This is a genomic window from Bacteroidia bacterium (assembly GCA_037045145.1).
Taxonomy (GTDB): Bacteria; Bacteroidota; Bacteroidia; order AKYH767-A; family OLB10; genus OLB10.
On the sequence record JBAOIA010000011.1, the window covers coordinates 233,063 to 246,762 of the forward strand.

Below are 13,700 nucleotides of genomic sequence, written 5' to 3' on the forward strand. Positions count from 1 at the left end.
CTTCATGCCTCAAAGACCGACCTTCTGAAAAAGCACGTTAAGCAAAAGCCATCTGTATGAGCAAAAAAAAACTGATTCAGAATAAAAATCAAGTGTATCTGAAGTTTAAATTGTAAAAAGGCCTTCTTTTTATCATCCATAAATGTAGCAGACATTGATAAGCTAAGACTATTAAAAAATAACTCGTATTTTTATTGGATAATAATACTTCTCTATTTTGATTCTTTACTTTTGCCATTAAAGTATAATTTTGTTTCAATGTTTGAAAACGCAAACAACCGCACAGAGTTGAGTAGCTTAGGTGAGTTCGGACTTATCAGGCAACTGGAAAAGGCCGTTGAAATCAACAATAAAGAAACACTAAAAGGCATAGGTGATGATGCTGCTGTTGTTAACTTGAATAATGATGAAAATGTTCAGCTTATTACAACCGATATGCTACTCGAAGGTGTACACTTTGACCTTGTTTACTGTCCACTCAAACATTTAGGATATAAAGCTGTGGTAGTAAACCTGTCTGACATATACGCCATGAATGGACAACCCAAACAAATTGTTGTGGGTCTGGGATTGAGCAATCGCTTTTCACTCGAAGCCATTGAGGAGCTTTTTAACGGTATGTTGATTGCATGCAAACATTATGGTGTGGATTTGATTGGTGGCGACACTACCAGCAGCCGAAGTGGTTTGGTTATTTCAGTCACTGCCATAGGTACAGCAAAAAAAAATGATGTGGTTTACAGAAACAGTGCTCAGGAAAATGATTTGATTTGTGTTAGTGGTGACCTTGGTGCTGCATATTTAGGATTACAACTGCTGAACAGAGAAAAGAAAGTGTTTTTAGATAGTCCGGGAGTGCAACCCGATTTTCAGGGGAATGACTATTTACTTGAACGACAACTAAAGCCCGAAGCAAGAAAGGAGATAATTGAAGCATTGAAAAATACAGGAGTAAAACCCACTGCCATGATTGACATCAGTGATGGACTTGCTTCAGAAATTATGCATATTTGTACGCAGTCAGAAAAAGGTTGTACAATCTATGAAGCTAAAATTCCTATTGACGAAAAGACCTTTAATCTGGCTCGTGAATTTAATTTAGATCCAACAGTATGTGCCATGAACGGTGGTGAGGATTACGAACTGCTGTTTACTATCAACCAAAAAGATTTTGAAAAAATCAACAGAGTAGCTGACATATCTATTATCGGTCACATCACAGCTAAGGAAGAAGGTTATTATATGCTCGATAAATCTGACCGTAAAGTAGCTTTGAAAGCACAAGGCTGGGATGCATTAAAATCATAAAAAATATTACAATGAGTCAAAAAAACTACCGCATACTTTGCTGGAATGTAAACGGAATTCGTGCTATCTGGAAAAAAGGATTTCCTGAATGGTTAACAAAAGAAATGCCCGATGTACTATGTCTTCAGGAAACCAAGGCACAGCCAGAACAATTGGATGATGAAATAAAAAATTTCATTGGCTATAAAAGTTATTTCTTTTCTGCTCAGAAAAAAGGATATAGTGGCGTTGCCATCTACACCAGACGTGAGCCCTTGAAAGTAAGGTATGGATTAGATGACGATTCCTTTGATGTAGAAGGGCGTTGTATAGAAATGGAGTTTGAAGATTTTGTGTTATACACTGCATATTTTCCAAATGGTGGTCGTGGCCCGGAACGGGTTAAGTATAAATTGGATTTTTATGATTCGCTTTTTCAAAGAGCAGAAAACATGAGAAAGAAGAATAAAAATATTGTTATTTGCGGAGACTATAACACAGCACACAAGGAAATAGATTTGGCACGACCAAAAGAAAATTCAAAGACAACAGGTTTTTTGCCTATTGAGCGCGAATGGATTGATAAAATTATTGATATGAAGTATGTAGATATTTTCAGAGAGTTCAATAAGGAAACCGGTCAATACACTTATTGGGATCAGATTACACGCGCCCGCGATCGTAATGTTGGCTGGCGTATAGACTACTATATGATTTCTGAAGAACTGCGTAAATACGTCAAGAGTGCTCCCATACACATGAATGTAATGGGTAGTGATCATTGTCCTATTGAACTGAATTTGTCATTCTAGAAATTCTTGTAAAGAAATTTGTCACTGTTTATAAAAACAATTTGTTGACAAACATTAATGTACGGCTTATCAGGTTTCGTGCATGAGGTGGATATGGCTGGTATCCATTTTGCAGATATGCGTTTACCAATGAATATTTTCTTTCAGACATAAAAACGGGTTTCACCTTTACGAAGTAGTAAAGCAGATAGGTCATAATTGCTCCATAAGCAGAACCTATAATAAACCCAATAATTACATTTCTGTCAATTTTTATGGCAAGTATCAATCCCCAGAGAGCAAAAAACAATTTAAGTACTCTGCCAATGGTATGATATACCTGTGCATAATAACTTCTGGGAACATAAATGATGTGTTTTGTATTGACTAAATATTTTCTGTTTGCACCTCCTTTCTCGGCATTGTACCATAGTGAAACCTGTAAAGGTTTTCCATCAGCAAGTTTATTAGGAGAAAAAAAACACTGTTGCGGCAACACCTGAACAAATTGTGTGGATGTAAAAAAAGTTTTACCAAATAATTTAATGGCTGCACGATTTATTGTAAAATTACCCGCTCGTTTTGCTGTAAGTACATATCGAATAGTTGTTTCGCGTGCAGTTTTTTCCAAACGATACACATCTCGAAATGATACAAATGGTTTGCCTGTAATATAAAAATCACGCAAATCTGGCTTTTGCATAAATCTTCCTTCACCGGTATAGGTAAAAATCAACTCAAACTCTTCGCAAACTTTAACTTTATTACTGCTGACTTGCATTTCGAAATAGTGATCAAACTGAGCGGCATTGCTGCGCGAATAATTTTGATATTGTTTATCAAAACTCCTTCTTTTATCAGAGTCTGTCAGTAAGGCATAAGCCTCATTTAATTCTCTGAAAAGCTCCTCAGCATGATTGTCACTGTTGCGGTCAGGGTGAAGCTCGAATGCTTTTTTACGATATGCCCGCTTGATTTCCTCTGCTGTTGCTGAATAGGATACACCTAAAATGATATATGGATCTTTCTGCATTTAGTGCTTATGGGTAACGATTAAACAATATTGAACATTTTTGTGTTAGTTTGCAACTGTTTTTAAGCATTTATTTATAACAATTATTTTTTTGAAAAATTACTTTAAAATACTTCGATTCGTAAAACCTTATTGGGGCTATGCATTATTGAATGCATCGTGCAACATATTGTCAGTTTTATTTTCATTTTTTTCATTAACATTAATTGCTCCATTTCTTGATTTACTGTTTCTGAAAGATGATAACTTTTACTTAGAGAAAATGGCTGCAGGCAAACCGGTGTTGAATTTATCAACCAGGTCTGTTGTTGATAGCTTCTATTATTACCTTACCGAAATGATCACCGACCCCAACAGAGGCAAACAATATGCATTAATGTTTATTTGTATTGCCGTTGCCGTGATGTTTTTTCTTAAAAACCTGTTTCGCTATTTGGGACAGTTTTTTATATCACCAATCAGAAACGGTGTGGTTAAGGATTTGCGTGCAGAGGTTCATAAAAAGATGATGCGCCTTCCATTATCGTGGTTCAGCAATGAACGTAAAGGTGACATCATAACACGTGTTACCTCTGATGTACACGAAGTGGAATGGAGTGTAATGAGTTCGCTGGAAGTGGTGTTTCGCGACCCTTTCAACATATTTCTGTTTTTGGGAATGATGATTTTTATTAGTGCCAAGCTCACTGTTTTTGTTTTTATCCTACTTCCATTAGTTGGTTTTTTAATTGGCCGTATTGGTAAAAGCCTTAAACGTACTTCTGCAAAAAGTAAAGAAAAACTTGGATTGCTGATTTCAATTATTGAAGAAACACTCTCCGGCCTGCGTATTATTAAAGCTTTTAACGCAGAAAAGTTTATGTCAGAAAAATTTGCAAAAGTTAATGAGCGATACAATACCATCGCCATCCGTGCATTACGCAAAACAGATTTATCTTCACCATTAAGTGAGTTTTTAGGTACTGTCACCATGATGATTGTAATGTATTTTGGCGGCATACTTGTACTGGGAAAAGATGCATCACTGTCAGCTTCAGCATTTATAACCTACATTGCCTTGTTTTCGCAAATTATTCCACCTGCGAAATCTTTCACACAGGCATTTTACAATATTCAAAAAGGGCTTGCCTCTGCCGACAGAATATTTGCAGTGCTTGAAGCCGAAGAGAGTATTAAAGATCAACAGTCGGCAGATACAATTAAATCATTCAATGATAAAATAGAATATAAAAATATTTCTTTTGCCTACAGAAAAGGTGATGAAGGTTTTGTTTTAAAAAATGTGAGTTTTACCATTGATAAAGGAAAAACAATTGCATTGGTAGGACAATCAGGATCGGGCAAAACTACACTTGCAGATTTGTTACCGCGTTATTATGATGTTGATGCAGGAGTGGTGCTGATTGACGGAATAGATATCAGAAAATTACAATTGTATTGCCTCAGAGAGTTAATGGGTGTCGTTTCGCAGGAGCCTATTCTTTTTAACGATACTATTTATAACAACATTGTTTTTGGCATGAGTCATGCAACAGAAAAAATGGTTGAGGAAGCTGCAAAAGTTGCCAATGCACATGAGTTTATAATGCAAATGCCTGAAGGGTATCAAACAAATATTGGTGACAGAGGCAGTAAACTCTCCGGTGGACAGCGGCAACGAATAAGTATTGCACGTGCTGTTCTTAAAAATCCACCCATTTTGATTCTTGATGAAGCTACATCAGCATTAGATACAGAAAGCGAAAAGCTGGTTCAGGAAGCATTGACAAGTCTGATGAAAAACCGTACGGTATTGGTGATAGCTCATAGGCTAAGCACAATTCAACATGCCGATGAAATTATTGTTTTGCAGAAAGGAGAAATTGTTCAGCGTGGTACACATACGCAACTTGCAAAAGTTGAAGGTGTTTACAAAAAGCTTTATGAATTACAAGGTTTAAGCTCCTGAAAAAATCTTTTATTTTCCTGCCAGCCATTGCTTAAAAACGCCACTACGTTCTGTACTAACAATTGTGTCTTGAATAGTTGTTGGATGCAGCGTGAGCTTAACTCTGGATTTTGACACTACATTCATTTTCTGAATAGCCTTAAAGTTGACAATAAACTGCCTGTTAATTCTGAAGAATACAGAAGGATCAAGAATAAGCTCAAGCTCATCTAAGTTATGATCAACAATAAATGATTCTCCACTAAAAGTGCAAAGGTTATTTATCTTATTCTCTGTAAAAAAATAAGCTGTATCTTCAATTTCTACAGTTTTAATAGTATCAGCAAAACGAATAACAATTCTTTTCTGAAAGCCCTTTTTTTCCTGCAATAAAGATTGAATCAGTGAATCATAATTTATTGTTGAATCTGATTCTATAAACCAATTCTCATACTTCTGTATTGCCGCTTTTAGTTCTTCTTTTTTAACCGGTTTCAGCAAATAATCCATTCCATTGTGTCGAAATGCATCTATTGCATACTCATCATAAGCCGTACTAAATATTACCGGTACTTTTACAGAACAATTCCTGAATATTTCAAAACTTAATCCGTCTGCAAGCCTGATGTCTGAGATAATCAGATCGAAACTTTTATTTTGACTAAAAAATTCTTTGCCGGATCGTACAGAGTCAATTACTGAAACAATCTCCACGGCAGTATGAACCTCATTAAGAAGCTTTATCAGTCTGCGGGCAGCAGGCTCTTCATCTTCAAAAATTACTATTCTCATTTTTTAATTATCTATCAACGGCAATGATACAACAAAATAATCTTGTGATGATTCAATCTGAACCGTTTTATCAGTCAGCAAACGATAACGTGCAATAATATTACGCAGCCCTGTACCTGTTGATTCATCTTTATTCCATTTAAGGTTAATATTATTACTAATGACAATCTCTGAACCGGAAAATGACACATGAACCTTTAGTTTCTTTTCTTTAGAAACTTCATTGTGTTTAATAGCATTTTCCAGTAAAAGTTGCAAAACCATAGGAACAACATTCTTTTCATCGTACATGCTATGTTCGTCAATTACTAGTTGTAAGTTAGAGCCAAATCTCTTTTGTTGTATAAAATAAAATGCCTTCACAATTTTAATTTCTTCAGATAGTTTAATGGTATCTTTATCTTTATAAGTAACAATATTTCTGAAAAATGAAGAAAGGTTTTCTACATACTCAACAGCATGTTCTTTGTCATGTTCAATTATATCAATAAGTGTATTAAAACTGTTGAACAGGAAATGAGGGTTAACCTGATTGCGTAATGTTTCAAACTGAAACTTGATGGAATCGTTCCTTAATTGTTGTAATTTTTTTACTCTTGCATCCCTAATTGTTATGAATAGGTAAATCAACACAATTGTAAATAATACAAGTGTAATGTAAAACCAATCTTCATTCCAAAATGGTTTTTTTATTTCAAACGAAAAACTTCTTTCATTATTGAATGTAAATTGTGGATTTATTGAAGTTCTGATTTTAAAAACATACTTCCCCGGTGGCAGGTTTGGAAATACTTGTTTATTATCCTTCGTTTTTATCCACTCTGTGTTAAGGCCATCTAACTTATATTGATAAAGAATTCTTTCGGGATTAGTAAACCAAGTTGCCGCATACTCAAATGCGATTGTGTTTTCATTGTGACCAAACACAGGCATATCTACAAAACGATTTTTAAATACCGGTTGTATCATGTTTAATTTACTCAGTTGCGGTACGGTATTTGGGTTCAGTAGTTTCGGATTTATTACAACCATTCCTTTGGCAGAGCCAAACCATATTCTTCCAATACTATCTTTAGCTACAGCATTAATGTCCGGGTTAAGGTTATCGAGATTATTTTCTGTTCCAAGATACATCACTGATCCTGTTGCATGGTTCAAAATATCAATTCCTCTTTTATTAACCATTGCCACACTGCTATCATTAAGTACTGCAATACTTGTTATATTCAAATCTCGAATACCGTTTGTTCGGTTATATAACTTAAAGTTGTCGCCTTTAAGACAAAAAATTCCTTCATCGGCAACACAAAACCAAATCACATCATTCTTATCACCGGTGATTGAATATACGGTTTTACCTTTAAACCTTCCGTCAAGTGGGGCAACAAACCTATCATCGTCTAACAACACTATTCCATTCTGATCTGTGCCGAACCAAAAACGTCCTTTTACATCACGATAAACACAATAAACATAATAATTTCCCAGTGGTGATTCAAGAGAAAAACTTCTGATACTGTATTGAAGGTTGTCTGTTTTTAATTCCTTTACTTCTATTAAAGCTGCTCCTCCAAATGTTCCAAGCCAAATAACTTTTTCATTACCATTAATAAATAAAATACTGCTATAATCGAATGGAACTTCTATTCTCTGAATTTCATTCTCAGAAGGATTTATTCTGAATACCCCTCTACCTAATGTACCAACCCAGATATATTTTTCCTGATCAATATACAAGCCTGATACATCAATATTTTTTTCGGAAGGAAGAATCGTCCATTCTTTTATTGTAGTTGTGTTAAAAGACAGAAGCAAAACTTTGTTTTTAATACTCACTACCATTCTATTGCTATCGAGAAAAGCGACTTCATGAACATTTTTTATATCAACCCCATTAAATTGATTTAAAAATGTAAGCCATTGCCCGTGTGAACGAAACAAACCACGTTCGGTTGCTACCCAAACATTATTCTGATGATCAATTGCTACTGAATATACTGTGCTAAATAGTCTATCCGACTGTTGTTTAAAAGAAAACATTCTTTCTTCAGGGTTCTCACAGTACAGTAGTCCACCTGACTCTGTTGCCACCCAAATTTCATGTGTTTGTTTATTTAAAATAATGTCATTTAGTGCACCGTATTTCCAAACTGATTCATTTTGTTGTTTTTGAAAGCTATTCTGCTTAAGGTCGTAAATGCATAATCCGTTTTCTTGTGTGCCAAGTAGCAGTTTTGAATCATATAAAACTATTTTCTTAACTATATTATCACATAATCCGTCTGTGGCCTGTAGTTTACGAAGAACTTTCCTTCCTCTTACTGTTGTGCACAGCGACAATCCCTGATCCGTTCCTATCCACATGTTACCCAATTTATCAGAAGCTGAAGTATAGCAGTAATCATCGCTCAATCCATCTTCAATACCAATATGATAATATTTTTTATCCTGCAAATAATATGCCCCATCTCCAGCGGTAGTAAACCACATAGAACCATTGCTATCCACATTGATTGATGTTATGGCAACTGTTGTTTTTAGTTTAAACGCTTTAATTATTCTTAATGTATCATCTTCAACAAATCCTATTTTACCATCTTTTGTGCCAATCCAAATTATACCGGCAGCATCTTCAAATAATGTATTCACATTGCACTTTATGTCACTATCAATTGCAAGCAAATGATGGTCATTTCCATCACTACGGTAAAGACCCTCTGAAGTACCGGCCCATAGAAACCCATTCTTACAAAACAAAATGGCATTGAATGTAAAATTTTGGGTATCTCTGTTTAAAATAATTTGCTTAAAAAAAGGATTTTGTCCATTCACAATTTGTACAATACAAAGCAGAATTAAAACTATTCTTCTCATTTACGTCTTAATATAGCTTTTACCTGTACCAAAACTTCGTTGGCAATTTTTTCCTGAACAACACGAGGCACCTTTATCTTATGATCTTTTAACGGGACACTAAAGACCGAATAAACAGTAACAACATTTCCCTGGATAGTGATTTTTGACTTAATAATCCTTTCTTGCTCTACCCCGTGAATTGTTAGTTTACCTTTTGCTCTTACTGTTATTTCACTTGGTTTAGAAATATCAACATCTTCAATAATCTTACCTGTAAATGTTGCAACAGGAAATTTATCACTCTCCATATAACGATCCAGAAAATGTTCTCGCTGCAATTCGGCATTGAAACCTTTAAAAGAGTTTATAGGAATTAAAAATTCAAATGCTTTTTTCTGAAAATCAACAATGGCTTCCAACTTTTGAGACTTTGCATCTATCAATTCCAACTTGGCTTCACTTCGAAAAAATACTTCACCATTGGTGCAGGAATAAACAGATTGCCCAATGACAGTATCAGGCAAGCAAAACAAGAAAATCATGAGTAATAACCTTCCACCTTGTTTCATTAAAACAAAAATATTAATCCGCATGGATATTTTCAAAGTTTAATTGTAATGATATAAATTTGTGTTTTTGATGATTGATTATGTATTCTGAACAAAGCCACAAATTTCACGGACAGCTATTTAAATATGCAACGGAGAGCGTTGTTGTTACCAACTCCAAAGGTCTCATTGTAACAGTAAACCCTTCTGCACTAAAACTTTTTGGCTATACAGAGAATGAAATTATTGGTCAGAAAATTGAAAAGTTGATGGCTTCGCGATTTGAAGCGGTGCATCAAACACACAGAGCCGGTTTTTATAAAAACCCACATAATCGTTCCATGGGCATTGGACTCGACCTTCATGCCATGCGTAAAGATGGAAGCGAATTTCCGGTTGAAATTAGTTTGAGCCCCTTTACATTGAATGACGAATCGTATGTAATGGCTTTTATTATTGACATAACGGGAAGAAAAAAAGTTCAGGCACAGATGCTTGAACAGAAAAATCAGCTCGAAGATATTACCCGTATGCTAAAACAAAGCAATGAGCGTTTGGAAGCAAAAGTTCTTGACCGTACAAAAGTTTTAGAAGAAGCACTCAACGAAATTGAAAAGTCCAGAAAAGAATTAAGCGAAGCTCTTGCAAAAGAAAAGGAATTGAATGAACTCAAATCACGGTTCTTGTCAATGGCATCACATGAGTTTCGCACACCACTCACCACCATTCTTTCATCAGCATCATTAATTACCGCATATATTGAAAAGGAGCAGCAAGACAAGCGTATCAGACATGTTGAACGAATAAAATCTGCCGTTAATAATCTGAATGATATTTTAAGTGACTTCCTTTCGTTGAGTAAAATTGAAGAAGGAAAAACAAAAACCGATTATGAAGTATTCAATCTGAATAATATAATCAGTGAAATTATTAATGATCTGGCTACAATAAAAAAACCCGGACAAGCAATTAATTATGTACATACAGGAAAAAATGATGTATTGCTCGATCCAAGGTTGATTCGAAATATCGTCATCAATATTCTTTCAAATGCCATAAAATTTTCTGATGAAGGAAAGCTCATTGAAATAAAAACAGATATTGGTGAGAATACCACTGTGCTTGAATTTAAAGATCAGGGAATTGGAATCAGTAAGGAAGATCAACAACATTTGTTTGAACGCTTTTTCAGAGGATCGAATGCTACCAACATACAAGGCACAGGACTTGGCTTAAATATTGTTGCCCGCTATGTTGAGCTGATGAACGGTGTAATTGAAACCGAAAGTGAACTAAATAAAGGAACTGCTTTTAAGATTACTATACCCTGTTAATAATGAATATTTCTAATCCAATAATTTTCAATGGTCATGGCAGTGCTGTATATTGCCTGTTACCAAAAAATCAAAATGCATTTTATTCCGGTAGTGGCGACCATCATCTGATTGAATGGAGTATTGAAACACCTGATAAAGGCACTGTTGTTGCAATTCTTCCGGCAGGTATTTATAGTTTTACTTTATTTAACGATTTGCTCTTTGCAGGCTGTGGCAATGGCGAAATACATAGTGTTAATATTAAAAATACATCTGCTTTAGCAAAGGCACATTTACACAACAGTTATGTCTTTGATTTATTTCTTAATAATCATCAACTCTACACAGCCGGTGGTGATGGACAAATAATTCGAACAGGCTTACAATTAAACAAACATGCATCCGTTCGCTTAGGTGACTTTAAAATCAGAAAACTATTACCACATCCGGACGAACAACACATAATTGCAGGTTGTGGTGATGGCACTGTCAGAATTATTAACTCAAACACCTTGAAAGAAGAACAGATTATTACTGCACACAACACAGGTTTTTCTGTCAATGCACTTTGCTTTACGCCTGATAAAAAATTTCTTCTGACAGGCTCTCGTGATGCACGACTTAATGTATTCGATGTACAACAAAATTTTAAGCTAATTGAAAGTATTGCCGCTCACAATTATGCAATTTATGCTATTGCTTTTAACCCCTCCGGAAAATTGATGGCAACAGCCAGTCGTGATAAAAAAATAAAAATCTGGAATGATGATTTATCTTTTATTTCCCGTATTGAAGAACATCCTGTAGGTCATAAAAATTCTGTGAACACACTTTGTTGGCTCTCAGATACAGAGCTAATCACCACGGGTGATGACAGAAGTATAATGTTATGGCATCTCAATGCATAACAAATAATTACCCCTCTTTATGCGCTAGTGCATAGGCTTTCATCTGCTTAATCATGCTGGCCAAACCATTAGCACGGGTAACAGCAATATGTTGGCGCAGACCTATAGCATCAATAAATTTCAACTCTGCAGATAGGATCTCTTCCGGTGTGCGTCCACTCAATACTTTTATCAGTAAAGCAATTTCGCCCTTTACAAAAACAGAATCGCTGTCGGCTTCAAAAAAAAGCAAACCATCGTTTTCAAAAGCATTGAGCCAAACACTACTCTGGCAGCCTTTAATTTTATATTCTTCTTTCTTAAAACGCTCTTCTAATGCCGGCAGTTGCTGACCCAGTTCTATGATGTATTCATACTTCTGTGTCCAGTCGTCAAACAACTCAAAGTCTGCAATAATTTCTGCCTCCACTACATTTATATTTTCCTGCTGCATGACTATTTCTTTTGTTTCTTTTGTTCTTTCGCCCACTCATCTTTTAACGTCACTGCACGGTTGTATATTCTTTTTGCAGAGGTGCTGTACTTGTCTTCTACAAAATAACCCAACCTTAAAAACTGAAAGCGTTCTCCTTTATCATGATGTAAAAGGTCGGGTTCTACTTTGGCATTGCTGAAAATTTGTAATGAATGTGGGTTGATAAACTTTTTAAAATCTTCGTCCTGAGCATCGGGTGCTTCAACAGTAAACAACTTATCGTACAACCGTACCTCTGCATCCACAGCAGTGGCAGCATTCACCCAATGTATCACACTCTTTACTTTTATACCCGACTTATCCTGTCCACTTTTGCTCTCAGCAACATAGGTACAATGAATCTCCTTGATAGTACCATCATCATGTTTCAACACATTTTCGCATTTGATAATGTAAGCATGCTTTAGTCGCACCATGCCTCCAACAGTAAGTCTGAAAAATCCTTCTCCGGCATGTTCCATAAAATCATCATGCTCAATAAAAATTTCTCTGCTGAATGCAACATCTCGATAGGTTTTTTCAACTGCTTCCGGATTGTTTTCTGCCTTTAAAATTTCAGTTTTGCTTTCCTCATAATTCAACAACACCACCTTCAGAGGATTGATAACTGCCATGGTTCTGACAGCAACTTTATTCAAGTGTTCACGAAGACAAGATTCCAGCAAATTAAAATCAGTAACATTTTCACGTCTGGAGATTCCTGCCACTTCTGCAAAATTGCGGATGCTTTCAGGAGTATAACCACGTCTGCGCACACCGCTGATGGTGGGCATGCGCGGATCGTCCCAACCGTCAACAATTTTTTCGTTTACCAATTGCAAAAGTTTACGTTTACTCATCACCGTATAACTAATGTTTCGTCTGGCAAACTCAAACTGTCTGCTGGGATAAATATTTAATTTTTCAATAAACCAATTGTACAAAGGTTTATGTACTTCAAACTCCAGAGTACAAATACTGTGTGTGATATTTTCAATGGAATCACTCTGCCCATGTGCAAAATCGTACATGGGATAAATACACCATTTGTCGCCAGTGCGGTGATGATGGGCATGTTTGATGCGATACATCAGCGGGTCGCGCAGGTGCATGTTGGGCGATGCCATATCTATTTTTGCACGCAATGTTTTCTCGCCTTCTTTAAATTCACCATTACGCATACGTTCAAATAAGTCCAGATTTTCTTCAACAGAACGGGTTCTATAAATTGAATTTTTACCTGCCTGCGTAGGTGTACCTTTCATGGCTGCAATTTCTTCTGCTGTTGAATCATCTACATAAGCTAATCCTTCACGAATAAGTTTTAAGGCAAACTCATACAATTTTTCAAAATAATCACTGGCATAAAATTCATTGGCCCATTCAAATCCCAGCCAACGTATATCTGCTTTAATGCTCTCTACATACTCTGTATCTTCTGTAACGGGGTTGGTATCATCAAACCGCAGATTGGTTTTTCCACCAAAACGCTTTGCAATGCCAAAGTTTAAACAGATAGACGAGGCATGACCCAAATGCAAATAACCGTTTGGCTCAGGTGGAAATCGGGTAAGCAGCTTTCCCTGTTGTACTTTTTCTGAATGAATTTCTGCGTCAATCATTTCTTCCAGAAAATTCATAGTTTCTTTTCCGGTTTTTTTGGCCTCTGACATATATCTATAATTGAAAAGCAAAGGTAAGGAAAAGCTATTGCATGGTTTTTGAAGAACAAGGTACTGCGAAAAACAGCCTTTAATGCTATATTGAAAAGAGGCGCATTGCAAAGAT

At 35.8% G+C, this 13,700-nt stretch carries 11 protein-coding genes; 5 read left to right on the forward strand and 6 right to left on the reverse strand.

The window, feature by feature from the left end:
* The first annotated feature begins 258 nt into the window (after positions 1-258).
* Positions 259-1,308 carry a thiamine-phosphate kinase gene (thiL, locus tag V9G42_01965; GenBank protein ID MEI2758180.1) on the forward strand — a complete coding sequence of 350 codons (1,050 nt, stop codon included), beginning with the start codon at positions 259-261 and terminating at the stop codon, positions 1,306-1,308.
* An 11-nt stretch (positions 1,309-1,319) separates the two neighbouring features.
* Complete coding sequence (locus V9G42_01970) at positions 1,320-2,099, forward strand: exodeoxyribonuclease III (GenBank protein MEI2758181.1); 780 nt, start codon at positions 1,320-1,322, stop codon at positions 2,097-2,099.
* A gap of 28 nt (positions 2,100-2,127) precedes the next feature.
* Here V9G42_01970 and V9G42_01975 read toward each other — a convergent pair whose 3' ends face one another.
* Positions 2,128-3,111: a DnaJ domain-containing protein gene (locus V9G42_01975; GenBank protein MEI2758182.1), complete on the reverse strand. Its 984-nt coding sequence runs from the start codon at positions 3,109-3,111 to the stop codon at positions 2,128-2,130.
* Positions 3,112-3,202: 91 nt separating this feature from the next.
* On the opposite strand from V9G42_01975, the gene V9G42_01980 reads away from it, so the two are divergent.
* Complete coding sequence (locus tag V9G42_01980) at positions 3,203-5,059, forward strand: ABC transporter ATP-binding protein (GenBank protein MEI2758183.1); 1,857 nt, start codon at positions 3,203-3,205, stop codon at positions 5,057-5,059.
* Between the two features lie 9 nt (positions 5,060-5,068).
* On the opposite strand, the gene V9G42_01985 is transcribed toward V9G42_01980, so the two are convergent.
* Genes V9G42_01985 through V9G42_01995 form a run of 3 tightly spaced genes read right to left on the reverse strand, consistent with a single transcriptional unit; the run spans position 5,069 to position 9,279 of the window.
* Positions 5,069-5,830, reverse strand: a complete 762-nt coding sequence (locus V9G42_01985) for a LytTR family DNA-binding domain-containing protein (GenBank protein MEI2758184.1) — start codon at positions 5,828-5,830, stop codon at positions 5,069-5,071.
* A gap of 3 nt (positions 5,831-5,833) precedes the next feature.
* Positions 5,834-8,704, reverse strand: coding sequence for a two-component regulator propeller domain-containing protein (locus V9G42_01990; protein MEI2758185.1), 2,871 nt, complete (start codon positions 8,702-8,704; stop codon positions 5,834-5,836).
* The gene (locus V9G42_01995) at positions 8,701-9,279 is read right to left on the reverse strand and encodes a YceI family protein (GenBank protein MEI2758186.1); all 579 of its coding nucleotides are present in this window, start codon (positions 9,277-9,279) and stop codon (positions 8,701-8,703) included. The genes V9G42_01990 and V9G42_01995 overlap by 4 nt, the downstream gene beginning before the upstream one ends.
* 56 nt (positions 9,280-9,335) lie before the next feature.
* On the opposite strand from V9G42_01995, the gene V9G42_02000 reads away from it, so the two are divergent.
* Both V9G42_02000 and V9G42_02005 read left to right on the forward strand, forming a co-directional pair.
* The gene (locus V9G42_02000) at positions 9,336-10,568 is read left to right on the forward strand and encodes a PAS domain-containing sensor histidine kinase (protein ID MEI2758187.1); all 1,233 of its coding nucleotides are present in this window, start codon (positions 9,336-9,338) and stop codon (positions 10,566-10,568) included.
* A gap of 2 nt (positions 10,569-10,570) precedes the next feature.
* Positions 10,571-11,458, forward strand: a complete 888-nt coding sequence (locus V9G42_02005) for a WD40 repeat domain-containing protein (protein MEI2758188.1) — start codon at positions 10,571-10,573, stop codon at positions 11,456-11,458.
* 7 nt (positions 11,459-11,465) lie between these two features.
* Here the strand turns inward: V9G42_02005 and V9G42_02010 are convergent, their stop codons facing one another.
* Together V9G42_02010 and V9G42_02015 are read right to left on the reverse strand one after the other, a co-directional pair.
* A complete protein-coding gene (locus V9G42_02010) occupies positions 11,466-11,891 on the reverse strand; it encodes a SufE family protein (GenBank protein ID MEI2758189.1) in 426 nt (141 codons plus the stop codon).
* A gap of 2 nt (positions 11,892-11,893) precedes the next feature.
* A complete protein-coding gene (locus V9G42_02015; GenBank protein ID MEI2758190.1) occupies positions 11,894-13,585 on the reverse strand; it encodes a glutamine--tRNA ligase/YqeY domain fusion protein in 1,692 nt (563 codons plus the stop codon).
* Positions 13,586-13,700 lie beyond the last annotated feature (115 nt).